Raw genomic sequence first — 23,715 nt, 5'->3', positions numbered from 1 at the left:
CTCCTTCATTGGATTACTGCGTGATGCGGGGAGACTGTGTGGTGATCAGCCGAAGCAGCCGGGCCGTTTCGGTCTGAATCGCGGACTTACCACGGGCGATATAGCGTCGCGGATCGGTCGTTGTGGGGGATTGCTCCAGCTCCGCGCGAATGGCCCGGGTGAACAGACCGTTGAGGTGCGTGGAGATGTTGATCTTGGTCATGCCCGCGGCGATTGCCCCGCGAAGCTGGTCGTCGGAGAGGCCCGAGGAACCGTGTAACACCAGGGGGACCGGAACCGCGGTGGCGAGGCGGGCGATCAGGTCACGATCCACTTCGGCCGTGCGCTGCTGCATCGCATGGGAGGAACCCACGGCGACCGCCAGCGCATCCACCCCGGTGGCCGCGACAAACGCGGCGGCCTCGCCCGGGTCGGTGCGGACGCCGGGGGCATGTACCCCGTCCTTACCGCCGACCCTGCCCAGCTCGGCCTCGATGCCGACCCCGGCCGCGTGGCAGCGGGCGGCGATCCGTGCGGTGGCGTCCACGTTGGCCGCGTAGTCCAGTCCGGAGCCGTCGTACATCACGCTGTCCACCCCGAGCCGGAGCCCCTGCATGATCAGTTCGGGATCCTCGATGTGGTCCAGGTGCACCAGCACCGGAACCCGGGCGGCGGCGGCGATGCCCAGGCTTCCCCGCAGAATCGGGGTGAGTGAACCGTGATAGCGAACGCAGTTCTCGCTGATCTGCAGGATGACCGGCGACCCGGCCTCCTCGGCACCGGCCACGATGGCCTCGGCATGTTCTAAGAGCACCACGTTGAATGCACCCACGCCGGTGTGCTGCGCGCGAGCCTCGGCCAGGAGCCCGGGCAGGCCGTGCAGGGTGCTGGGGGCGATCATCGCGCCACCTCGGTCCGAAGGAGACCTTCAAATCCTCGGGCGTCGGCGGGATCGAGCTCCCCAGCCACCGGGCTCAGTACCGCGGCCGCTCCGAGCGCTGACGCGGCCTCGAGCGAGTCCAGGATGTCGGTACCCCGTTCCAACGCGCGAACCAGGCCGGCGGTCACCGCATCCCCGGCACCGGTCGGATTTCCGGTGACGCCGGGGACCGCGGGCACCGAGCGGGATCGGTCGGCCGTGTAGCCGTACAGTCCCGCCGAGCCCTGGGAGATGACCACCGTATGTGCACCCAACCGCAGCAGTGCGGTGGCCGCATCGTCGATCCCGTGGGTGCCCGTGGCCTCCATCGCCTCGGCCGCATTGGGGGTGAGAACCTCGGCGCGCGCCTCGGCTGCGGCGATCAGTGCCCGGCCGGAAACATCCACTACCGTGCGTGCCCCCTGAGTGTGTGCCAGACGTACCCAGTCGGCGACCACGCGGGGATCGGTGTCGACCGGCAGCGATCCGGCAATCACCAGCGTTGAGCGCGCTGCCAAGCGCGTGAGCAGCAGCCGGGAGAACGAGTCCCACTCCATGTCCGTCACCACCGGTCCGGGTTCCCCCAGCATCGTGGGGTGGTCGATCCCGTCAATCACCGTGACGGTGCGCCGCGTGTGCCCCTGGATCGGGAAGGCGTGGACGGGAATCCCCAGATCCCGCAGCGAGGACTCGATCCCCTCGCCGGTGGCACCGCCAAGGGGCTGGATCGTGGCAACCGGCACCCCGAGGGTGTGTAGGACACGGGCCACATTATTGCCCTTGCCGCCGGGCCGAGTGGTGACCTCACGCACACGCTGAGTGACGCCGATGCGCTGACGATCAACCCGATAGCCCAGATCCAGCGCGGGATTCGGGGTGAGGACCAGCACGCCGGTCATGCCGTCACCGCCGGCTCGGGGTGGGATGTTTCGGCGGGAGTTGCGGCCGAGTCCCGGGTGGACGGATAGCGTTCCTCCCGGGTGGCGACGGCACGGGCCAGTAGTGCGGCACCGCGTGCGCTCGCCGTATCTCCGTGGCGGGCCCTGACGATTTCGGGTGCGGGCATCGGGGAGAGAATCTGGGCGACCCGGGTGTTGAGCGGCAGCAGCAGGAGATCGCCCGATTCAGCAAGGCCGCCACCCACCACGATCCGGGTGGCCCCGGAAATCGCGGCAATCCAGGCGAGAGCCTCGGCGAGTACCTCAACCGCATCGTCCCAGATGTGCTGCGCTTCGGCATTGCCCGCGCGGACCAGGTCCGCAAGTTCGTGGGCGTTCGCGACACCGGCGCGACGAGCGATCGCCCGTGCCGAGGCGGCTTCCTCAACGGTCTGACCGCGGAAGGGTCCGTGGGTGAGCCGCAACTGTCCGATTTCACCGGCGAGCCCGCCGCCCACAACCCGGCCGTTTTCCACCAGGGCGCTGGCGATCCCGGTCCCGATCGGGACAAAGGCAATGCGGTTATGGTGGACGGTATCGCCCACGCGTGGGTAGCTTTCGGCGAGTGCGCCGGCGCGGACATCGTGTCCAAACGCCAGCGGGAGGGTAAACCCAGCCTCGTCCAGGGCCGTACGCACCAGATCGCGCAGCGGGAGATTCCGCCACCCCAGGTTGACCGCAAGACCCACAATCCCCGACGCCTCTTCGAGGATCCCGGGGACAACGATTCCCACCGCCAGCGGGGCGTATCCGGCCGCCCGCGAGGACTCGTAGGCCCAGCGGACAACCTCAACAACGAGGGCGGCCAGGGAGCGTGCGCCGGCATCATTGCTCGGGGTGGTGTCGCGACGCAGCGCGAGAACCCGACCGTCGGAGTGGAAGAGGCCGGTCTTGATCCCGGTGCCGCCCACATCGATCCCGATCACCACGTCCTCCTCGGGAGTGACCGACGGGGTACTCATGCGAGGATGACCGATCGGGTGAGTGCGCGTGGCTGGTCGGGGTTCAGACCGCGCCGCTCGGCGAGAGCCACGGCGAAACGGTGCACGATCACGAGTTCGGCCAGCGGGTCCAGATTGTGATGCACAAACCGGGCACCGGTGCGGGCCACCTCCTGGTCGAGACCCTCGGGATACTCGCCGAGGGACCACACCAGCCTGCCGGGTTGGGCGATGGCGATCGGGCCGTGCCGGTAGTCCATCGCCGGGTAGGCCTCGGCCCAGAACTGGGCGGCCTCGCGGGTTTTCAGCGCGGCCTCCTGGGCGAGGCCCACGGCGGGGCCACGCCCCACAAAGGTCACCTGGTCGGCGTCCAACAGGTCGTCGATGGGAAGGGTGAGCGCCCGTTCGGCCTGCGCCGCCAGCGCCTCAACGTTTTCGCCCAGATGGGCACGCAACAGGGCGAGGGTCGTGGTGGCAAACCGGGTCTGCACCACCGATTGTTCATCGGCAAAGGGGATCAGTACCCGGTGGTCGGCGAGGGTGATCACCGGGCTGTCGGCCACCGCGGTGATCACGGTGGTGGGGATGGACACGTGCCCGAGCAGGTCCACGATCTCGGTGGTGGTGCCCGAGCGGGTGATGGCGAGGATCCGATCGTAGGTTCGATCCGCGGGGTATTCCGATCCGGCAAACGCATCGGTGACGCCCTGGCCCGAGCGTTCACGTGCCACCGCATAGCTCATCGCAATAAACCAGCTGGTTCCACACCCCACCACGGCGACCCGTTCGCCGGGCTGGGGGAGGAGGGCGGCGTTGTTCGCGGCAACCGCGGGAGTCAAACGCCAGGTCTCGGGCTGGGATTCCAGCTCACGGGAGACAAATCGTGAAGCCATTCGATGTCCTTTCATCGGTGCGGTGACTATAGAATATGACTGTTAATGATCGTTAATCAACATAATTAATCAAAACTAATCAAAAACGCCTGCGATGACCGTGAGGGAACGGCAGATAGGATGGCCCCGTGACTACCCAGCAGCGACTCAACCGTCTCCTCGACTATGTGGGGGAGCGCGGCAACGTTTCGATCGCCGATATCGTCGCCGAGTTTGAGGTGTCAGCCGCGACCGCAAGGCGCGACCTCACCACACTCGCCGAACAGCGCCTGGTGACTCGCACCCACGGTGGCGCTTCGGCTCTGAGTACCGGATACGAGCTGCCGCTGCAGTACAAAATTGCCCTACAGGCCGAGGCCAAGATCGCCATCGCCCGGGCGACCGAGGCTCTGATTCCCACCGGTGCGACCGTGGGGATCAACGGTGGAACCACCACCACCGAGGTGGCCCGGCACCTGGCCAAGAGTGAGCGGTTTGTGCGCGAGGACGGCGAGCCGGGACTGACCCTGGTGACCAATGCGCTGAATATCGCCTATGAGCTCTCGCTGCGCCGCAACGTGAAGATTACGGTGACCGGGGGCGTCGCCCGCGCCCAGTCCTATGAGCTGGTGGGGCCGCTGGTGCGCGATACCCTGACCGAGTTTGCCCTCGACGTTGTGGTGCTCGGTGTGGACGGTCTGGGTCCCAAGTTTGGGGCAACGACCGTGCATGAGAGCGAGGCCGAGGTGAGCCGAATCTTCGCCGAGGTGGGGGCTCGGGTGATCGTGGTGGCCGATTCCACCAAGATTTTACGATCCACCTTTGCGCGGATCTGCCCCCTGGAGGTGATCGACGTGCTGGTCACCGATCAGCCCCTGAACCCCGAGATTGCGGGCCAGTTCGCCGCCGCCGGCGTCGAGGTTGTGGTTACCACCCAGGAATCCGACGCCTGAGCGGGCTTGGAAAATAACGCGCCATCGGCTTGAAATTTTTCGTAACCTGACGATATCCTGAAAGGCTGTTCGCCGGGACCCGGCGTCACCCTCGTACATCGATGTTCAACTTCTCGGTGGCGGGGCCATATTTCGACCTTCCGGGTACGCATGTCTGAACGTTCTGTTTTTTCCTCCCTGTGGCGCCTGCGCGAATACGCACGTCCCGCTTTGCCGCGCCTCGCGCTCGGCGGCGTGGCCGGCCTGTTTGCGGGGCTGCTGGCACTGGCGATCCCGCTGGTGCTGCGTGAGCTCGTGGATGGCCCACTGGCCTCCCGCGATACCGCACTGATCATCGGCGCGGCCGGGATCGTGCTGGCGCTCGGTGTGGCCGAGGCGGCTACCGTGGCCGTGCGCCGCTGGCTGGTGCTGACCCCCGGTACCCACGTTGAAGCCGCGATGCGCAACGCGATGTATGAGCGCCTGCAGGATCTGCCGGTGTCCTTCCACGACCGCTGGCAATCCGGTCAGCTGCTCTCTCGTCAGGGCACCGACCTGGGTTTGATTCGTCGCTGGCTTGCCTTCGGCATCATCCTGCTGTTTGTGAACCTGGTCACCATCGTGGTGGGTACCGCGGTGCTGTTCACCTGGCATCCACTGCTCGGCGGGATCTTCCTGCTGATCTCGGTGCCGATCTGGATCTACGGCTTCGCGTTTGAAAAGCGCTACGCCGTGGTGGCTCGGCTGAGCCAGGACCAGACCGGCGACCTGGCCACCTCGGTTGAGGAATCGGTGCACGGCATCCGGGTCCTCAAGGCCTTCGGCCGTGGCCGGCACGCGCTGCGTGGGTTCACCCGTCAGGCCCAGGACCTCCAGGGCACCGAGATCAAAAAGGCCAAGGCCCTCGCCGGCATCTGGCTGTGGCTGGTGCTGCTCCCGGACATCGGCTTCGCGCTGTGTCTGCTCGGTGGTATCTGGCTGGCCAGCCAGGGCCAGATCAGCGTGGGCGAGCTCTTTGCGTTCTTCGCCACCGCGACGATCCTGCGCTTCCCGCTGGAATCCATCGGATTCCTGCTGGCGATGACCCTGGATGCGCGTGCCGCGACCGACCGTTTCTTCGAGGTCATGGACGAGCCGATCACCCTGGCCGATCCCGAGGCTCCGAAGCACATCGAGAACCCCCGCGGACGCCTGGAGTTCGACAACGTTCACTTCCGCTTCCCCGACGCCCCCGAGGGCACCCCCGACCTGCTGGACGGGGTCTCCTTCACCGTGGAGCCGGGTCAAACCGTGGCCGTGGTGGGCCTGACCGGATCGGGGAAGTCCACGCTGACGGCCCTCGCCTCGCGCCTCTATGAGGTGACCGGAGGATCCATCCGCCTGGACGGGATCGACCTGCGCGAGCTCAACCGCGACGACATCTACGCCAATCAGTCGGTGGCGTTTGAGGAGCCCACGCTCTTCAGCGCCTCGATCCGTGACAACGTGCTGCTGGGCCGGGACGACACCAAGACCGATCCGGAGACCGCCCAGAAGTCGCTGGATCGCGCCCTCGATGTGTCCCAGGCAGACTTTGTCCGTCGCCTTCCCGAGGGTGTGGAAACCGTGGTGGGTGAGGAGGGCATGAGCCTCTCCGGCGGTCAGCGTCAGCGCGTGGCGCTGGCTCGGGCACTGGCCACCGATCCGAAGATCCTGGTCCTCGACGACCCGCTCTCGGCACTGGATGTGAACACCGAGGCCCGGGTAGAGGAGGGGATGCGCCGCGACTACGGCAACACCTCAACCCTGATCGTGGCCCACCGCCCCTCGACCGTGCAGACCGCCGATCACGTGGTTCTGCTGCACGAGGGCCGTATCCACGACGCGGGCACCCACCGTGAGCTGCTGGAACGCAGCGCCGAATACCGATTTGTACTGTCCAGTTTGGACGAGGAGAACACCCGATGAGTGACAACACCGTGCAGGGGGTGAGCGGCGAGGAACGCTCCTCGCTGACCCCCGAGGAATCCGCACGGATCCGTAAGCGATCCCTGAAGCTCCTGGGCGAGCTGGTGCGGCCGGTCCGCGGCCGGGTCATCCTGACCATGGTGGTCGTGATTCTCTCGACCGCCGCGCAGGTCGCCGGCCCCGCGCTGATCGCGTTCGGGCTGAACCAGGCGCTGCCCGCGGTGCTGGATCAGGCCGACTGGGGCCCCGCCTTCCTGGCCGTGGGGGCGCTGCTGGCCTCGGGGATCGTGGGCGCCGTGCTCATCTCCTGGTACACGATCCTTAGTGCCCGGGTGAGCCAGGCGATCCTGCTGGATCTGCGCCTGCGCGTGTTTGCGCACACCCAGGACCTCAGCCTCGACTTCCACGAGAGCTACACCTCCGGCCGGATCATCTCGCGCCAGACCAGTGACCTCGACGCGATCCGCGAGCTGCTGGATTCCGGCATCAACCAGCTGGTGTCCGGCGTGCTCTACATGTCGTTCACCGCGGTTGCGATGGTCCTGTTGGATCCGATCAGCGCCCTGGTGATCGCGATCGCGCTGATCCCGCTGCTCCTGCTCGGCCGCTGGTTCCAGCGCCGCTCGCAGGTGCTGTTCCGTCAGCAGCGGGTGGCCTCGGCTCAGACCATCGTGAAGTTTGTGGAGACCATGACCGGCATCCGCGCGGTCAAGGCCTTCCGTGCCCGTCGCCGCAACGAGGAGGAGTTCGGCGAGAAGGTTGAGAACCTGCGGGGGATCAACGCCCGGGTGATCGGCCTGTTCGGAATCTTCGATCCGGGCCTGATCCTGATCGCCAATGTCTCGGTGGCCGTGATTGTGCTGGTTGGCGGCCTGCGGGTGGCCGGCGGTGCCATCGCGATCGGAACGCTGCTGGCCGCGGTCCTCTATGCCAAGCGCTTCTTCGATCCGGTTGAGGACATGGCCATGTTCTACAACTCCTATCAGTCGGCCGCGGCCGCGCTGGAGAAGATCTCGGGTGTGCTGGAGGAGGAGCCGGGCGTGCCCGCACCTCAGGCACCGGTCGCGCTGCACACGCCGCGCGGTCACCTGGAGTTCCGGGAGACCACGTTTGGGTACGGCAACGGGGTCGAGATCCTGCCGAAATTCTCGCTGGAGATTCCCGCCGGGCAGACCATCGCCCTGGTGGGAGCCACCGGTGCGGGCAAAACCACGCTGGCCAAGCTCATGTCCCGGTTCTACGACCCGACCTCGGGCCGGGTCACGCTGGACGGGGTGGACCTGCGCGATCTGGATGATGCGCACCTGCGCCGTGCGGTGGTGATGGTCACCCAGGAGGCGTACCTGTTCTCGGGCACCATCGCCGACAACATTGCGCTGGGAAACCCCGATGCCACCCGCGAGCAGATCATCGAAGCCGCCCGTGCGGTGGGCGCCGACACCTTCATCGAGGCGATGCCCGCCGGGTTTGATACCGACGTGAATAAGCGTGGTGGACGCCTGTCGGCGGGTCAGCGTCAGCTGGTCTCGTTTGCCCGGGCGTTCCTTGCCGATCCCGCGGTGCTGCTGCTGGATGAGGCGACCGCCTCGCTCGATATTCCGGGTGAGCGCGCGGTGCAGAACGCACTGCAAACGCTGCTCGCCTCGCGGACCGCGGTGATCATCGCGCACCGACTGTCCACGGTGGCCATCGCCGACCGGGTGCTCGTGATGGAGCAGGGCCAGATCGTCGAGGACGATACCCCCGAGGCGCTGATCAGCGGGACCGGCCGCTTTGCCAAGCTCCATGCGGCCTGGCGGAACTCGCTGGTCTAGACCTGGGCGTTAAAACGGCGAGGGTGCCACGGAAATATCCGTGGCACCCTCGCCGTTTGTGTGGAACCGACTGACTACTTGGGGGAGACCAGCGTCTCGCCGTAGTAGTTGCCGAAGGCCGAGAAGATGCTCCAGTCACCGCAGATTTGGACCTCCTTGGGGACCTCGGTGGGCCACCAGGTGTCGTTCAGACCGGGTGATTCGGGGCGCTCACCGGGCTTGCACACGCCCTCGGGCAGCGGAGAGTCGGTGTGGAAGGTGATCAGGGTTCCCGGGGTGGACGGGTGCGACTTGATCCGGATGTTCGTGGAGTCTTCGGGAATGAACGGGGTCGGCGCGAGCTTTTCGGCCTCCGGCGCAAATTCCTTATAGGTGGGGTAGATCGCGGACTTCGGTTCGGCAATCAGGGTGTTAACCGTTCCGCACCCGGCAAGCCCAATCACCCCGACCACGGAGAGGGCGGCGAAGGAGAGAATGCGAGCAGAAGACCAAACACGTTGCATAATTCCATTACAACGCGCTTTCCTGTGACGAACATCGTACGCAGGCGTGGCGTGTGTCGTCCTCGGGGATGATTTTTGCCACATCGGGCGCAAAAACCGCGTGATACTGCGGAGTTAAGTTGCCTCGGTGGCACATTCGCGAATTGCAACGATTCGGTAATGATTCTCGCGTGGCTCTTCCCATGTTCCCCATTTGGGGGACTGGAATCTCATGTTTTGGATTTTAGCTCAGGCGTGGGGTGCGGTTTTTGTTTCGAAGACGGCCTCGACCCGGGTGACAAAGGCCGATTTCGCCGGCCGCGGATGCCCACCCAGCCGGCGCAGCGCGGTGCCCTCGGCCTCCCAGTATTCCAGGGCGGCCTCGGCCAAATGGGTGGGCAGCGTCCCATCGGCGCGGATCACCCGCCACCAGGGCAGATCATTGCCCTGTCGGGACATGATCGCACCCACCTGGCGTGCGGCGCGGGTCCCCATCGCCGCGGCGACCCCGCCATAGCTCATCACGCGTCCCGGAGGGATCGCCAGCACCACACGATAGACGGCCTCGAGGAACGCCTCGGGGTCGTCGATGACGGGGAGGACCACCCGGAATTCGGGCTCGCTCGACTCCGGAACCGTCACCTAGATGCTACGGCGGGCCAGGACCTCGCCGTAGGCGGTTTCGCCCACGGGCTCGAAGCCGACCTGGCGGAAGAAGACATCGGGACCCAGGTCGCCGGGCTCATAGATCACGCTGACGTGATCGAAGCCGCGCTTGCGAGCCTCCTCGGTCAGGGCGTCGACCGCGAAGGTGCCCACACCCTCGCCCTGAGCATCGGCGTCCACGTTGATCCGCCAGAGCACGCTGCGGAACTCCTCGCTGGGAGAGTCTTCGTCGAAGGAACCCTGGATGAAGCCGACCACCTTGTTATCGCGCAGAACCACGCGCTGCCAGGTGGTGGATGGGTCGGTGACGGCGGCGGCTACCGAGTAGGAGACGGGCGCAACAAACTGCTCCTGTCCGGGCTTCAGGGTCAGGGCGTTTACCGCGACGATGGTCGTGGCCGAAAGTTCCTCAAGGCGTAGGTCGGTCATGTTCCTAGGGTAGCCCCACCCTTCCGACAGTGGTAGCCCGTGGGCGCGAATACTCTGGATACTGGATGTTCACCCACCGAATCTGTCTCGATGTCGAGATAATTCGCTCGCTCCGGTAAGCTGGCTGGTGGCCGGACCCGGCCCGTTTCTGAGGAGCACTCTTATGAGCAAAATCAAGGTTGAGGGAACCGTTGTCGAGCTCGACGGCGACGAGATGACCCGCATCATCTGGCAGTCCATCAAGGACACCCTGATTCACCCCTATGTCGACGTGAACCTGGAGTACTACGACCTGGGTATCGAGTCGCGCGACGCTACCGACGACCAGATCACCATCGATGCCGCTCACGCGATCCAGAAGCACGGCGTCGGCGTGAAGTGCGCAACCATCACCCCGGACGAGGCTCGGGTTGAGGAGTTCGGTCTGAAGAAGATGTGGAAGAGCCCCAACGGCACCATCCGCAACATCCTCGGCGGCGTGATCTTCCGTGAGCCGATTATCATCTCCAACATCCCGCGTCTGGTTCCGGGCTGGAACAAGCCGATCATCATCGGCCGTCACGCCTTCGGCGACCAGTACCGCGCGACCGACTTCCTGTTCCAGGGTGAGGGCACCCTGACCGTTGAGTTCACCCCCAAGGACGGTGGCGAAGCTCAGAAGTTCGAGGTTTACCAGGCACCCAGCGACGGTATTGCCCAGGTTCAGTACAACCTCGACTCCTCGATCCGCGACTTCGCTCGCGCCTCGCTTAACTACGGTCTGAGCCGTAACTACCCGGTTTACCTCTCGACCAAGAACACCATCCTGAAGGCCTATGACGGTCGCTTCAAGGACATCTTCGAGGACATCTTCGAGGCCGAGTTCAAGGCCGACTTCGACGCCGCGGGCCTCACCTACGAGCACCGCCTGATCGATGACATGGTGGCCTCGGCCATGAAGTGGGAGGGCGGTTACGTCTGGGCCTGCAAGAACTACGACGGTGACGTGCAGTCCGACACCGTGGCCCAGGGCTTCGGCTCGCTGGGTCTGATGACCTCGGTGCTGTCGACTCCGGACGGCAAGGTTGTGGAGGCCGAGGCTGCTCACGGTACCGTGACCCGTCACTACCGTCAGCACCAGGCCGGCAAGCCGACCTCGACCAACCCGATCGCCTCGATCTTCGCCTGGACCCGTGGCTTCGCCCACCGTGGCAAGCTGGACGGCAACCAGGAGCTGATCGACTTCGCCAACACCCTCGAAGACGTCGTGATCAAGACCGTCGAATCAGGCAAGATGACCAAGGACCTCGCGCTCCTGGTTGGCCCGGACCAGGCCTACCAGACCACCGAGGAATTCCTCGCGTCGATCACCGCGAACCTCCAGGCTCGCCTGGGCTAGTAGCCCGGCAGTAGCTCGGGCTCATCCCCGGCAAAACGGCCCCGTCGGATCTTCGGATCCGACGGGGCCGTTTTGCCGTGCGCGAGGCTAGCCGGCGGGTGTGGTTGCCGGGGGCGTGGCGCTCGGGCAGAGCTTGAGGAATGCCGCATCGGCGTCCTTGGCCGCCTTTTCCGCGGTGGAGAGCTTGTCCAGATCTACCTTGCTGGGATCGGTCTGGCCCTGCTGAAGGACGTTGGCCATCGCGGCGGCGGTGGTGGTGAGTTCGAGGCCAGCCTTGCGAACCTCGTCGTTATTGATCGTGTTGAAGGCGTTGGAGAGCTGGATGTTGGTGGCGCGCAGGGTCGCGAACGCGCCCGCCGGGTCCTCGGTCGGGTTGACCGTGGAGTTTGCCGGATAGGCGGTGTTGAGCGCCTCATTGGCGGTGGCACACGCGGTTGCCAGATCCACCGGGTCACCCGTGGGAGAGGTGGTGGGTGAGGGGAATGGTTCTACCCGAGGCGCCGACTGCGCGGTGGAGGAGGGTGAGGGGGCCGGATCGCCAGCCGAACAACCGGCGAGTCCGATCACCCCGACAAGCAGAATCGGAACCAGGGCGAGGCGGCGTGGGGTGAGCAGGTGCATAACAGTCTTTCGGTTCGGGTGCTCGGCGAGCGTAGCAGACCCGACTGGGGGATCACCCCCCCCGGGTGAGCGCCATTGCCCCTGCATCAGGAGCGCGCAAACACCTTCCCCGGGTTCAGGATGTTGAGTGGATCAAACGCCAGCTTGATCCGCTTCTGGAGCTCATGCTGGGTCTCACCCAGTTCCTCGGCCAGCCAGCGCTGCTTGAGTACCCCGATGCCGTGCTCTCCGGAGAGGGTGCCACCGAGCTCCAGGCAGGCCTGGAAGAGTGCGTGTGCCGCCTCCCAGACGCGTTCGGGCACCTCGGGACCGTCCACAATCAGGTTGGGATGCAGGTTCCCGTCGCCGGCATGGGAGAGGGTGGGAATCGGAATATCGAAGCGCTCGGATACCGCGGCGATCGCATCAAACATCTCGGCGAGCTTGGAGCGGGGGACACTCACATCCTCGATCAGCGGATAACCGAGGGTTTCCAGTGCCGGGTGCATCGCCCGGCGGACGATCAGCAGGTCCTCGCCCTCCCGCTCGGTGGCCGCGAGCTCGGCCGTTGCGCCGTGCGCACGCAGAATCCCCAGCGCCGCTTCGGCGGCCTCGCGGGCATCGGGACCGTCGGTCCGCAGCACCAGCTGGCTCTGTCCGAGCGGCGGGGTGGGACGGCCCAGATGGGCGTGCACGGTGGCGAGGCAGGTCGCATCCAGCAGCTCCATGATGGCCGGGGTGAGACCCGCGCGACCGATCGCGACGGATGCCTCGGCAGCGTCGCGCACACTGGGGAAGTAGGCGGCGATGGTGTGTACCGGCCCGGGAACCGCGCGTCGCAGACGGACGGTCGCACCCACGATGACGCCGAGCAGGCCCTCGGAGCCCACCATGAGTGCGGTCAGGTCGAGGCCGGTGACCCCCTTAACACTGCGGTGTCCCATCGAGATCAGCGAGCCATCGGCGAGGACCACGTCAAGGGCCAGCACGGCCTCCCGGGTCACCCCGTATTTGGCGCACAGTAGCCCGCCGGCGTTGGTCGCAATGTTGCCGCCGACGGTGGAGATGGCACGGGAGGCGGGGTCCGGGGCAAACCACAGGCCGTGCTCGGCGAGCACCGCATTGAGGTCGGCGTTGATGATGCCCGGCTCGATCACCGCGAGCAGGTCCACGTCGTTAATCTCGTGGATCCGGGTCATCCGGGCGGTCGACAGCACAATCTCGCCGGGACCCGCGGTGGCGGCGCCGGCCAGTCCCGTGCCTGCGCCGCGGGTGACCACGGGCACCCGGTGGGCGTGTGCCCAGCGCAGCGTGGCCTGAACATCCTCGACGGATTCGGCGTGCACGATGCCGAGTGGTGCCCCGGCCGACACGTAGCCCGAGCGGTCGCTGCGAACGATCTCGAGTGCGTCGGGGGAGGTGTCGAGGCGGTCGCCGAGAACCGCGCGCAATTCGGAGAGCATAGGGGCATCCTAGCGAGTGCGCGTCGAGGGGCCCACCCGGAAGACGCCGGGTTACCCGGATCGCCGCGGCGGGAGGGCGTAGGCCGAGCTCTCGTGGGGTGCGCGCACCGGAGACTCGGACCGCGGGGGATGAACCCGAGCCTGAGCGGTTACCGGTTCAGCGAGCGCAGGCCGTGTAACAGGCCCGAAATGGTGGAGATGACCGCGAGGATCACGGCACCGATCCAGCTACCCAGGTGCCACAGTGCCAGCGAGGCACCAAACATCACGAAGATCTCGATCAGCGCGCGACCGAAGACATCAAAGTGGATCACGGCGCGCGGCGACTGGAACAGGGCCCAGATCAGCACCACGAGGGCGGGGGCCGCGATACCAAAGGCGATGTTCCAGGGGAAGGGCCAGGAGGTGAATCCCCAAATCGCGACGATGACCACCGCGGCGAGCTCCAGGAAGAGTCGAAGAATATCGTTGGGAGCAAAGGCGGGGCGAGGGGTTACGTCTGACACCCGCATAGTCTACGGGATTCCGACGCCCAGTCCGGCATCGGTGCCCGCCGGCTCGCCTAGGTCAGCGAGAGCGCGGAGAACTCCACCCGGGCGCCATTGGTGGCGCTGTCCGAGGAGGACTGGTTGTAGGAGCCTGCCTTGAAGTACACGTTGTACCGGTCGAAGGAGGCGGGGATCGGATAGCTGCTTTCTGTGCCGTTGACACTCACCCGGAGCCGGTGATTATCCACGGTGATCGAATAGGTCCAGTTCTGGCCGAGCGCGACGGTGCCCAGCGGATACATGGTCTGACCGCCGTCCGGGGATTTGGCGACGCCCAGGGTGATCTGTCCGTCGGCATCGTAGAACAGTTCGGTGACCACCTTGGTGGAGGGGCCGCCGGTGCCCAGGTGCACCTGCCCCACGCACACCCGCTTGGTCACATCGGGGACCGCGACGGTCGCGCTGAGGGTGTGGTTTTCGGTGACCTTCCACTCGGCGAGGGAACCGTCCGGGTTCATCTGGCGCAGCTCGCTGCGTCCGTACTGCGAGTGTGGGGTGTGGACCCCGTTTTCGGGTGCCCAGAACGTCATCTGCCCGGCCTGGTTCAGGTAAAAGTAGTCCTTGTTTGTGTACCCGCCGGTGAGGGCCGTGGGCGAAATGGTGGTGGGATCACCCTGCGGGCCGGTGGGGAGCTGCAGCTCCCAGTCGGCGAGGTTGAAGCGGCTGGAGGGTGCGGCGCCGCTTGCCGGTGTCGACTGCGGGGTCGGGTGCTTGGCGGAGATCGTGGAGGCGAGTGCCCGCGAATCGGTGTGGCGCAGATGTCCCGGGTGCACGAGGTTCGGGACCGCAACCACCAGTCCGGCGGCCACCAGGACCGTGCCCCCGGCCGTGATCAGTGCCGTGCGACGCTTCATGAAGACTCCCAATTTTCTGGCCCGGCCGAATGGCTCTGTGGCACCCGTCCACAATGTAGGGTCCCAGGCTTTGGACTCGCCGAGGGTTTGTTGTGTGTTTCTCCGGCCGGGAAAAAACAACGGCGCGCCACCCCGAGGGGGCAGCGCGCCGTTGATGGATGACCGGTGTCTAGCGGAAGATGATGGTGCGGTCGCCGTCCAGCAGGATGCGGTCCTCGGCGAACCAGCGCACGGCCTGGGTCAGGGTCCGGCTCTCCTCATCCTGACCGATCGAGATCAGCTGTTCGGGTGAGCGGGAGTGGTCCACGCGCACCACGTTCTGCTCGATGATCGGGCCCTCATCCAGGTCGCTGGTCACAAAGTGCGCGGTGGCACCGATCAGCTTCACGCCGCGGGCATGCGCCTGACGGTAGGGGTTTGCGCCCTTGAAGCCGGGCAGGAAGGAGTGGTGAATGTTGATGGCCTTGCCGGCGAGCGCCTCGCACAGCTCGGGGGAGAGGATCTGCATGTAGCGGGCGAGAACCACGAGTTCGATGTTGTGCTCCTCGACGGCTTCAAGCACGCGCGCCTCAAACGCCGCCTTGCTCTCGGGGCCGGTGACCGCGTGGGACTCGAACGGGACGCCGTAGAACTCGGCCAGGTCGCCCAGCACGTCGTGGTTGGCGAGCACCAGCGGAATCTCCACCGGCAGCTGCCCGCCGCGCTGACGGAACAGCAGGTCGTTGACACAGTGGCCGGCCTTGCTGGCCAGCACCAGGGTGCGCAGCGGACGACCCACGCGGTCCAGGGTCCAGGTCGCGTCAAAGCGCTCCACGACCGGGGCGAGGGCCGCGGCAAACTCCTCATAGGAGGCGGCGGACTCGACCTGCAGGCGCATAAAGAAGCGGCCGGTGTCGGCGCTGGAGAACTGCTGGCTCTCGGTGATGTTGCCGCGGGCGGCGACGATCGATCCACTCACATCGTGGACGATGCCGGGCTGGTCGGCACATACGAGGGTGATTACCCAGTGGTTCAGTTCTGCGGGGGCGGTGTTGTTGGTCACCGCTCTAGAGTATTGCCTTGGCGGGGTAGATGCGTATTCCGGGCCAACCCTGTACCCTAATATATGGTTCCGGCAGTCCCCGAGAGCCCTGGGCGCGCACATCAGCGCGCAGACGAACTCGCCGCCCGAGGCACAGTCCCGGCCCGAGTGAACGCCATTCCGGAAATTTTCCTGATGACCTCTTCAACCACGACACCCGTGCGCTCGAATGCGCTGCCGATGCTGGGTTTGATCGCCCTCTCGGTCTCCGTTTTCCTCTCCATTACCAGCGAGATGATGCCCACCGGGCTGCTGCCCGAGATGAGTGCCGACCTGGGTGTGACCGAATCCCAGGTGGGATTGCTGGTGACCATTTTTGCTTTTACCGTGGTACTCACCAGCACCACGATGATTCGGGTGACCCGGCGTCTGCCGCGGCACACGCTGATGGTCGCGATCCTGCTGACCCTGGCTCTGTGTAACGTGCTGACCGCGGTGCTGCCGAGCTATCCGGCCATCGTGTTTGCCCGGATCCTCGGCGGGGTGGCCCACGGTATGTTCTGGTCACTGACCCCGGCCTATGCCTCGCGTCTGGTGGCCCCGCACCTGATCGGTCGTGCGATCACCATCGCGCTGACCGGCGGAACCCTCGCCATGATCCTCGGGGTCCCGCTGGGCACCGCCCTCGGCCACGCGGTGGGCTGGCGGGTTGCCTTCGGCGCGGTCGCCGTGGCCCTCGCGCTCGGCGCGCTGGCCGTGTTCTTCTTCCTGCCGAAGGTGGCCCAGGATCCGGTCACCCCGAAGGCAGCCAAGACCGATGCCGCCGGTAATAAGGTGCCCGGCTCGGTGCTCCCGGTGGCGCTGATCTGCATCATGGTCGCGCTGACCATGACCGGTTACTACGCCTTCTTCACCTACATCACCCCGTTCTTCATTGGGTTTATCGGGATTCCCGCCGAACTGGTGAGTGTGGCCCTGCTCGGGTTTGGTGCGTTCGGGGCGATCTCGCTGTTCTTTACCGGCGGTATCTTCTCCCGGCTGCCGCTGCGTGGATTGGCGATCGGCCTGGTCGGCTGTGTGGTCGCGGTCAGCGTGATCGCGATGACCGCGCAGTCGCCGATCATCGCCGCCATCGCGATGGCGATCTGGGGATTCTGCTTCGGCCTGATCCCGCCGCTGGCACAGACCCTGATGCTGCGGGCCGCGGCCCCCGAGAACCGCGACAACGCCGGTGCGTTCTACACCACCGCGTTCAACCTGGGCATCGGAGGCGGCGCACTCTTCGGAGGTATTCTGCTTTCGGCATATGGTTTGGGCGCGCTGCCGATCCTCTCGGCCGCCCTCACCGCGGCCGGTTTGGTGCTGTTCCTGATCGCGCGTGGACGGGTCAAGGCGGCGGTCGAGCGCCACTCGCCGACACCGGAATTGGCCGAGGTTCCGGCCTAAACGGGGAATGATCCGGGTTATTTTGTCGTTCAATTACGAAGAAGCTTCCCGGTTTTGATAGGTTAGAAGCTACAGGCCACCTACCTTACGGAGACCTCATGGCGACGATTCTGACCATCTTCCTGATTGTCTCCGTCGCGACTCCATTTCTTGCCAGGTTCCTCAAGAACCATGTTTTCACCGTTGTGGCTCTCGTGCCCGCTGGGGCATTTATTTGGACGTTGCTGCAGGGCGAACAGATCCGCACGCACGGCGAGATCACAGAAACCATCCGCTGGGTTCCCCAGCTGGATCTGGCTCTCGCATTCCGCATGGACACCCTCGCGTGGCTCCTGGCACTGGTCGTCACCGGTGTGGGCACCGTGGTGCTGCTCTACTGCACCCAGTACTTCACCAAGCGGGAACCCGGGCTCGGGCGCTTTGCGGCGTTCCTGTTTGCCTTCGCGGGCACCATGTTTGGGCTGGTCACGGCCGATGACATCATCCTGATGTTCATGTTCTGGGAGATCACCAGTGTGCTCTCCTACCTGCTGATCGGGCACTACACCGGCAAGAAGGAGAGCCGCGGTGCGGCCCTTCAGGCGCTGCTGGTCACCACCTTTGGTGGCCTGGTGATGCTGGTTGGTGTGATCATGATCTCGGTGCAGGTGGGCAGCACCTCGCTTTCGGCCATCGTCGCGGCCGGGGTCACCGGTCCGCTCGCGGTCACCGCGATTCTGCTGATCATCGTGGGTGCGATCTCCAAGTCCGCGATCGTCCCCTTCCACTTCTGGCTGCCGGCCGCGATGGCCGCGCCCACCCCGGTATCCGCCTACCTGCACGCCGCCGCGATGGTCAAGGCCGGTATCTATCTGATCGCCCGCCTGGCCCCCGGCTATGCCGACCTGCCCGGTTGGAAGCTGGTGCTGATCGGCCTGGGTGTCTGGACGATGCTGGTGGGTGCCTGGCGCTCGCTGCGTCAGTACGACCTCAAGCTGGTGCTCGCCTACGGCACCGTCAGCCAGCTCGGTTTCCTCATGGTCATCGTGGGCTTCGGAACCCCCGATGCTGCCCTCGCCGGTGCCGCGCTGCTGCTGGCCCATGCGATCTATAAGTCCACGCTGTTCCTGGTGGTGGGCATCATCGACCATGCTGCGGGCACCCGAGACTGGCGTCAGCTCTCGGGCCTCGGACGGAAGATGCCGGTACTCGCGGTCATCACCGCGCTGGCGATCGCCTCGATGGCGGGCATCCCGCCGCTGCTGGGCTTCGTGGCCAAGGAGTCCATTTTTGGGGCGTTCCTGCAGGCCGCCGAGGCCGGGGATCCCTACGGTTGGATCGCGCTGATCGGGACCGCGGTGGGTTCGATCCTGACCGTCGCCTACTCGGCCCGCTTCTTCTGGGGTGCCTTCGCGACCCGCACCGCCGCCTGCGTATCCACCGAGTGGCATAAGCCGCCGACCGCGATCCTGATCGGCCCGGCCGTGCTCGCGGTGGCCTCGGTCCTGCTGGGTATCTTCTCCCCGGCGCTGAATGCCTGGCTGGATCCGTACCCGGAGAGCTTCGATGGCCACCTCGAGGGCCACCTGGCGCTCTGGCACGGCTTCGAGCCCGCCCTGTTTATCTCGATTGCAATCCTGGGCCTCGGCGCCGCCCTGTTCTGGAAGAAGACCCAGGTGGCCCGCCTGCAGGAGGCTCTGCCCCCGCTGGTGGACTCCTCCCGCGGCTACTGGAGCGTGACCCGCGCGGTGGACAAGATCTCCGCCAAGGTCACGATCTTTGGTCAGCGTGGCGGTCTGCCGCAGTACCTCTCGACGATCCTCGTGGTCTTTGTTCTGATCCTGGGAACCCTGGCGGCGATCGGCAACGTCTGGCCCACCACCTTCCGCCTCTACGACTACCCGCAGCAGGTGGTGATCGCCCTGGTCATGGCCGTGGCCACCCTCGGTGCCGCCTGGACACGCAAGCGCATGGCCGCCGTGCTCCTGGTGGGCGTCACCGGATTTGGCATGGTTGCGCTGTTTGCCTTCCACGGTGCCCCCGACCTGGCCCTCACCCAGGCGCTGGTGGAGACGATTACCATCGTCGCCTTTGTGCTGGTGCTGCGCCGTCTGCCCGGCAACAGCCAGAAGCTCACCAAGCGAGTCCACCGCGGTCGCCGTGCGGTAATCGCGATCGGAACCGGTGTGGTGATGGGTGCCATCGCGTTGATCGCGCTGGGGTCGCGAATCACCGATCCGATCTCGGCTCAGCTGCCGGACATGGCCTACTACGAGGGCCACGGCAAAAACGTGGTCAACGTGGCGCTGGTGGACATTCGTGCCTGGGACACCATGGGTGAGATCTCCGTGCTCGTGGTGGTCGCCACCGGTATCGCCAGCCTGCTGTTTGTCTCCGGACGGGCCGATAAGAAGGGCCGTCGTGGCCTGCGCCGCCCGGCCACCGCGCAGGGACGCCGCAGCGTGCTCTCCGATCCGGACATCCAGCCCGCTACCCCCGGCGCGCGTCAGTCCTGGCTGGTGAGCGGCGGCAAGATCGCCAGCGCCAACCGCTCGATCCTGCTCGAGGTGCTGGTGCGACTGATGTTCCACCCCGCCATCGTGGTCTCGATCTTCCTGCTCTTCGTGGGCCACAACTCGCCCGGTGGAGGGTTCGCCGGAGGATTGCTTGCGGGTCTTGCCCTGGTCTTCCGCTACCTGGCCGGTGGCCGCTATGAGCTGCGCGAGGCCGTGCCGATCGACGCCGGCAAGCTCCTGGGCGCGGGACTCGTGCTCGCGGTGGGTTCGGCCATCGGATCGCTGTTCTTCGGCGAGGAGATCCTGTCTTCAGCCTACCTGTCCGCAGATATTCCGGTTTTGGGATACATCTCCATCGGCACCACGACGATCTTCGATATCGGGGTCTACCTGGTTGTTGTGGGCCTCGTGCTCGACATCCTGCGCTCGCTCGGTGGTGAGGTCGACCGGCAACAGGACGAGGCCGATATCGCCGAGGAGAGCACCGACGAGTTCAGCCCGCGCCAGCAGGTGCCCAACACCGACCTCTGGGCCACGCAGCGCGTGCCCATTGTGCCGGATACCCCGTCCATCACCGACACCCGAGAGGACAACCGATGAGTGCATCCCTCACCCTCGTCCTGCTGATGTCGCTGATGTACGCGGTGGGCATCTACGTCATGATGGAGCGCAGCCTGACCCGCTTCCTGATCGGCTTCCTGCTGGTGGGTAACGCCACCAACATCCTGATTTTCCTGATGAGCGGACCCAACGGCAATGCGCCGCTGTGGACCGGCGGCCCCGAGGACGCCGACATGGTGGATCCGCTGCCGCAGATTCTGATCCTCACCGCGATCGTGATCAACTTCGGTATTACCGCGTTTGTGCTCGCCCTGATCTACCGCACCTGGTGGCTCGCGCAGCTCGGCGACGAGGGTGACACCCTGCCGGACGACCACGCCCACGACACCGAAGAGGACGCCGAGGAGGCGTTCCGCCAGGTGGATGAGGACGATGAGGCCATTCAACGGGTCCTGGACGCCTCCAACGAACACGAAGATGACCCCGAACCCGACCCGGTTCAGACAGCACGAGACACGGAGGTGGGCCGATGAACGCCCTGGTTCCCCTCGTTGTCACGATTCCGCTGCTGGGTGCCGCGATCGCGCTGATTTTCGGTCAGCGTCCGCGCGTGCAGATCTTCGTGTCGCTGATCTCACTGACCCTGGTGACCGCAATTGCCGCGGTCCTGCTGGTGGCCGTGGATCAGACCGGCACCGTCACCGTCAACGTCGGAGGCTGGGCACCGCCCTGGGGCATCGTGCTGGTGGTGGACCGCCTCTCGGCGATCATGCTGCTGGTGTCCGCCCTGATGCTGCTCGGCGTGCTGATCTTCGCGATCGGCCAGGGCATCGTGGACGACGACAACGAGACTCCGGTGTCGATCTTCCACCCCGCCTACCTGGTGCTCTCCGCCGGTCTGTTTGACGCGTTTGTGGCCGGCGACCTCTTCAACATGTACGTCGGTTTCGAGATGCTGCTGGCGGCGAGCTACGTGCTGCTGACCCTCGGTGGGACCGGTGCCCGCATCCGCGCGGGCGTGACGTATATCGTGATCAGCCTGATGAGCTCGCTGCTGTTTGTGGGCGCCATCGCGCTGATCTACGGGGCCACCGGGACCGTGACCATCGCGCTGATCTCCGAGCGGGTGCGCGAGCTGCCGATGGGGGTCCAGGCGATCCTCTGCGCGGCGCTGCTGCTGGGCTTCGCGGTCAAGGCCGCGGTGTTCCCGCTGTCCTTCTGGCTGCCCGACTCGTATCCCACGGCGCCCGCGCCGGTCACCGCGGTGTTCGCGGGCCTGCTGACCAAGGTCGGCGTGTACGCGATCATCCGCACCGACACCGTGATGTTTGTGGATGTGCCGCTGCGAATACCGTTGATGGTGGTGGCGTTCTTCACGCTCCTTGTGGGCATCATGGGTGCGGTGATGCAGGCAGATATTAAGCGTCTGCTCTCGTTCACCCTGGTCAGTCACATCGGGTACATGATCTTTGGTATCGCGATCGGCGGCGATATCGCGTTGACCGCCACCATCTTCTACGTGGTGCACCACATCGTGGTCCAAACCACGCTATTCCTGGCGACCGGACTGGTCGAGCGCGTGGGCGGAAGTACGTCCATTTCGCGCCTGGGGGGTCTGCTCAAGGCCGCGCCGTTTGTGGCGGTGCTGTTCTTCCTGGGCGCGCTCAACCTCGGTGGAATCCCGCCGTTCTCCGGCTTCCTCGGCAAGATCGGCCTGTTCCAGGCCGGCGTCGAGGAGGGCAGCTGGCTCTCCTACGTGCTGATCGCCGCCGGTGCCGCGACCTCGCTGCTGACCCTGTACGCGCTCGCTCGGGTGTGGAACATGGCCTTCTGGCGTTCGCGTGGTGAGGTCGAGGGCTATCAGTCCCCGCTGCTGGAATCCCTGGCCGAGAGCCCCGAGGACTCGGGGACCGTCGCGACCAAGCAGACCTCGCGTCTGATGGTGGGCGCGACCACCGGCATGGTGGGGCTCACCCTGCTGCTGACCGTGTTCGCGGGCCCCATCTTCGGCTATGCCGAGCGCGCGGCCCACCAGGTGGAGAACGTGGACAACTACGTCTCCGCCGTGTTCCCGGAGGGATCGCCCTAATGCCGCATCAGACTCGCGATAAGCACCGCCTCGCCGGGCTCAGCCAGGGCCTGCTGGCCCTCGGTTTGCTCCTGCTGTGGTGCCTGCTCTGGGGCAGCTTCACGCCGCTCACCATCATCACCGGCATCCTGGTTTCGCTCGGGGTTTCGTTCACGTTCTACCTCCCCGGGGTGGAGCTCAGCGGCCGGGTCAACCCCTGGCGGGTGATCGTGTTCTTCGTGGTGCTGGGCTGGGACATCCTGCGCGCCTCGATTCAGATCGCCTGGCTGGCCTTCGCACCGAGCTTCAAGCCGGGTAACGCGATCGTGGGTATCCCGCTGAACACCCGCTCGGACCTGATTATGTCCTGGACCTCCACGGCGATCTCGATTGTGCCGGGATCCATCGTGGTCGACCTGGACCGCTCGGGCTCGATCCTCTACGTCCACGTGATCGACGTGCACTCCGAGGAAGACATTCAACGCTTCATCCAGGAGGTTCTGGACACCGAACGCCGCCTGGTGCTGGCGATCGGATCCAAGGCCGAGGTGGTGCGGGTCAACGAGCAGCATGCCCTGGCCCGAGGAAGGAAAAACCGATGACCATAATTTTGGGAATCATCATCGCCATGTTTGGTGCCTCGGCGCTGTGTGCGGTGTATCGGATCGTGCGTGGACCCTCGCTGCTTGACCGGGTGATCGCCTCGGACGTGCTGGTTGCGACCGCGATGTGTGCGATGGGTGCCGAGATGGCCATCAATCGTCACACCAACACGCTGCCGGTGATGCTGGTGCTGGCCATGTTCGCGATTGTGGGCTCGGTCAGCGTGGCCCGCTTCATGTCGAATCAGGCCGAAGCGTGACCGGCGAGTGGTGGCGCGACGCCCTGACCATCGCGCTGGTCTTTGCCGCCGCGGTGCTGTGTCTGGCCGCGGGCGTGGGTCTGCTGCGCTTCTCCGACGTGCTCGCGCGTCTGCATGCGGCGACCAAGCCGCAGGTGCTCGGTGTGATCCTGGTGGTGGCCGATGTGATCTTCTCGACCCCCACGATCGGCACGATCACCCTGGGCTTCTCGATCATCCTGTTCCAGGCGCTGACCGCGCCGATCTCGGCACACATGGTGGGCCGGGCGGCGTATCGGACGGGTAAGTTCCGCAGCGACGTGCTCTTCCGCGACGAGCTGCGCGGCCGCAACCACCTGCTGGGGCTCGACTACCCGGATCCCGAGGACTACGTGTCGGGTAACACCGTGGCGACCCCGCTGGTGCAGGAGGCTCCGGTCGAGCATGATCCGGTGGTTCCCAACCACGAGCAGACGCCGGGGGACACGGCACGGTAGGCGTTCGTATGCGCTTACAAACTG

At 65.7% G+C, this 23,715-nt stretch carries 23 protein-coding genes; 11 read left to right on the top strand and 12 right to left on the bottom strand.

The genetic code is table 11. From position 1 onward, the window contains the following. Window positions 1–13: 13 nt before the first annotated feature. The 4 genes from D9V34_RS02920 to D9V34_RS02905 are packed head-to-tail and all read right to left on the bottom strand — an operon-like array spanning window position 14 to window position 3,670. Window positions 14–880 carry a class II fructose-bisphosphate aldolase gene (locus D9V34_RS02920; protein WP_121687439.1) on the bottom strand — a complete coding sequence of 289 codons (867 nt, stop codon included), beginning with the start codon at window positions 878–880 and terminating at the stop codon, window positions 14–16. Then, window positions 877–1,797: a 1-phosphofructokinase family hexose kinase gene (locus tag D9V34_RS02915; RefSeq protein ID WP_121687438.1), complete on the bottom strand. Its 921-nt coding sequence runs from the start codon at window positions 1,795–1,797 to the stop codon at window positions 877–879. Before D9V34_RS02915 ends, D9V34_RS02920 begins: the two co-directional genes overlap by 4 nt. Then, the gene (locus D9V34_RS02910) at window positions 1,794–2,798 is read right to left on the bottom strand and encodes an ROK family protein (RefSeq protein WP_121687437.1); all 1,005 of its coding nucleotides are present in this window, start codon (window positions 2,796–2,798) and stop codon (window positions 1,794–1,796) included. The genes D9V34_RS02915 and D9V34_RS02910 overlap by 4 nt, the downstream gene beginning before the upstream one ends. After that, the gene (locus tag D9V34_RS02905) at window positions 2,795–3,670 is read right to left on the bottom strand and encodes an SIS domain-containing protein (protein ID WP_121687436.1); all 876 of its coding nucleotides are present in this window, start codon (window positions 3,668–3,670) and stop codon (window positions 2,795–2,797) included. Before D9V34_RS02905 ends, D9V34_RS02910 begins: the two co-directional genes overlap by 4 nt. Before the next feature lie 128 nt (window positions 3,671–3,798). Here D9V34_RS02905 and D9V34_RS02900 point away from each other — a divergent pair, with 128 nt between their 5' ends. From D9V34_RS02900 to D9V34_RS02890, 3 genes are all read left to right on the top strand, one after another. Further along, entirely contained in the window at window positions 3,799–4,602 is an 804-nt protein-coding gene (locus D9V34_RS02900; protein WP_121687435.1) for a DeoR/GlpR family DNA-binding transcription regulator, read from the top strand. Between the two features lie 150 nt (window positions 4,603–4,752). Further along, window positions 4,753–6,528, top strand: coding sequence for an ABC transporter ATP-binding protein (locus D9V34_RS02895; RefSeq protein ID WP_121687434.1), 1,776 nt, complete (start codon window positions 4,753–4,755; stop codon window positions 6,526–6,528). After that, a complete protein-coding gene (locus D9V34_RS02890) occupies window positions 6,525–8,342 on the top strand; it encodes an ABC transporter ATP-binding protein (protein ID WP_121687433.1) in 1,818 nt (605 codons plus the stop codon). The genes D9V34_RS02895 and D9V34_RS02890 overlap by 4 nt, the downstream gene beginning before the upstream one ends. A gap of 74 nt (window positions 8,343–8,416) precedes the next feature. Here D9V34_RS02890 and D9V34_RS02885 read toward each other — a convergent pair whose 3' ends face one another. The 3 genes from D9V34_RS02885 to D9V34_RS02875 form a co-directional block, all read right to left on the bottom strand. Further along, window positions 8,417–8,845: a hypothetical protein gene (locus D9V34_RS02885; protein ID WP_121687432.1), complete on the bottom strand. Its 429-nt coding sequence runs from the start codon at window positions 8,843–8,845 to the stop codon at window positions 8,417–8,419. A gap of 228 nt (window positions 8,846–9,073) precedes the next feature. Continuing rightward, window positions 9,074–9,466: an MGMT family protein gene (locus D9V34_RS02880; protein WP_121687431.1), complete on the bottom strand. Its 393-nt coding sequence runs from the start codon at window positions 9,464–9,466 to the stop codon at window positions 9,074–9,076. Further along, on the bottom strand, window positions 9,467–9,919 hold the full coding sequence (locus D9V34_RS02875) for a GNAT family N-acetyltransferase (protein WP_121687430.1): 453 nt from the start codon (window positions 9,917–9,919) through the stop codon (window positions 9,467–9,469). A 163-nt stretch (window positions 9,920–10,082) separates the two neighbouring features. Here D9V34_RS02875 and D9V34_RS02870 point away from each other — a divergent pair, with 163 nt between their 5' ends. Then, complete coding sequence (locus tag D9V34_RS02870; protein WP_121687429.1) at window positions 10,083–11,297, top strand: NADP-dependent isocitrate dehydrogenase; 1,215 nt, start codon at window positions 10,083–10,085, stop codon at window positions 11,295–11,297. 87 nt (window positions 11,298–11,384) lie between these two features. Here D9V34_RS02870 and D9V34_RS02865 read toward each other — a convergent pair whose 3' ends face one another. From D9V34_RS02865 to purU, 5 genes are all read right to left on the bottom strand, one after another. Next, window positions 11,385–11,918: a hypothetical protein gene (locus D9V34_RS02865; protein ID WP_121687428.1), complete on the bottom strand. Its 534-nt coding sequence runs from the start codon at window positions 11,916–11,918 to the stop codon at window positions 11,385–11,387. 86 nt (window positions 11,919–12,004) lie between these two features. Next, on the bottom strand, window positions 12,005–13,360 hold the full coding sequence (locus tag D9V34_RS02860) for an FAD-binding oxidoreductase (protein WP_121687427.1): 1,356 nt from the start codon (window positions 13,358–13,360) through the stop codon (window positions 12,005–12,007). A 149-nt stretch (window positions 13,361–13,509) separates the two neighbouring features. Beyond that, window positions 13,510–13,866, bottom strand: coding sequence for a YrdB family protein (locus tag D9V34_RS02855; RefSeq protein ID WP_245991851.1), 357 nt, complete (start codon window positions 13,864–13,866; stop codon window positions 13,510–13,512). Window positions 13,867–13,922: 56 nt separating this feature from the next. Beyond that, window positions 13,923–14,762, bottom strand: coding sequence for a polysaccharide lyase family 7 protein (locus tag D9V34_RS02850; protein ID WP_121687425.1), 840 nt, complete (start codon window positions 14,760–14,762; stop codon window positions 13,923–13,925). 169 nt (window positions 14,763–14,931) lie between these two features. Further along, the gene (gene purU / locus D9V34_RS02845) at window positions 14,932–15,804 is read right to left on the bottom strand and encodes a formyltetrahydrofolate deformylase (RefSeq protein WP_245991850.1); all 873 of its coding nucleotides are present in this window, start codon (window positions 15,802–15,804) and stop codon (window positions 14,932–14,934) included. A 174-nt stretch (window positions 15,805–15,978) separates the two neighbouring features. Between purU and D9V34_RS02840 the strand changes: the two genes are divergently transcribed. From D9V34_RS02840 to mnhG, 7 genes are all read left to right on the top strand, one after another. Beyond that, entirely contained in the window at window positions 15,979–17,229 is a 1,251-nt protein-coding gene (locus D9V34_RS02840) for an MFS transporter (protein ID WP_183091819.1), read from the top strand. A gap of 98 nt (window positions 17,230–17,327) precedes the next feature. Then, window positions 17,328–20,324, top strand: coding sequence for a Na+/H+ antiporter subunit A (locus D9V34_RS02835; RefSeq protein WP_121687422.1), 2,997 nt, complete (start codon window positions 17,328–17,330; stop codon window positions 20,322–20,324). Further along, on the top strand, window positions 20,321–20,818 hold the full coding sequence (locus D9V34_RS02830) for a sodium:proton antiporter (RefSeq protein WP_051701663.1): 498 nt from the start codon (window positions 20,321–20,323) through the stop codon (window positions 20,816–20,818). Before D9V34_RS02835 ends, D9V34_RS02830 begins: the two co-directional genes overlap by 4 nt. Next, the gene (locus D9V34_RS02825) at window positions 20,815–22,374 is read left to right on the top strand and encodes a Na+/H+ antiporter subunit D (protein WP_121687421.1); all 1,560 of its coding nucleotides are present in this window, start codon (window positions 20,815–20,817) and stop codon (window positions 22,372–22,374) included. Before D9V34_RS02830 ends, D9V34_RS02825 begins: the two co-directional genes overlap by 4 nt. Continuing rightward, entirely contained in the window at window positions 22,374–22,955 is a 582-nt protein-coding gene (locus tag D9V34_RS02820; protein ID WP_121687420.1) for a Na+/H+ antiporter subunit E, read from the top strand. The genes D9V34_RS02825 and D9V34_RS02820 overlap by 1 nt, the downstream gene beginning before the upstream one ends. Next, window positions 22,952–23,215 carry an MrpF/PhaF family protein gene (locus D9V34_RS02815; protein WP_121687419.1) on the top strand — a complete coding sequence of 88 codons (264 nt, stop codon included), beginning with the start codon at window positions 22,952–22,954 and terminating at the stop codon, window positions 23,213–23,215. The genes D9V34_RS02820 and D9V34_RS02815 overlap by 4 nt, the downstream gene beginning before the upstream one ends. After that, window positions 23,212–23,691 carry a monovalent cation/H(+) antiporter subunit G gene (gene mnhG / locus D9V34_RS02810; RefSeq protein ID WP_081863931.1) on the top strand — a complete coding sequence of 160 codons (480 nt, stop codon included), beginning with the start codon at window positions 23,212–23,214 and terminating at the stop codon, window positions 23,689–23,691. Before D9V34_RS02815 ends, mnhG begins: the two co-directional genes overlap by 4 nt. The last annotated feature ends 24 nt before the right edge of the window (window positions 23,692–23,715 follow it).

It is taken from the genome of Mycetocola lacteus (assembly GCF_003667575.1).
In the GTDB taxonomy this organism is placed as follows: domain Bacteria; phylum Actinomycetota; class Actinomycetes; order Actinomycetales; family Microbacteriaceae; genus Mycetocola; species Mycetocola lacteus.
The sequence above is the reverse complement of the archived record's forward strand: the minus strand, read 5'-3'. Positions and strand labels throughout refer to the sequence as shown.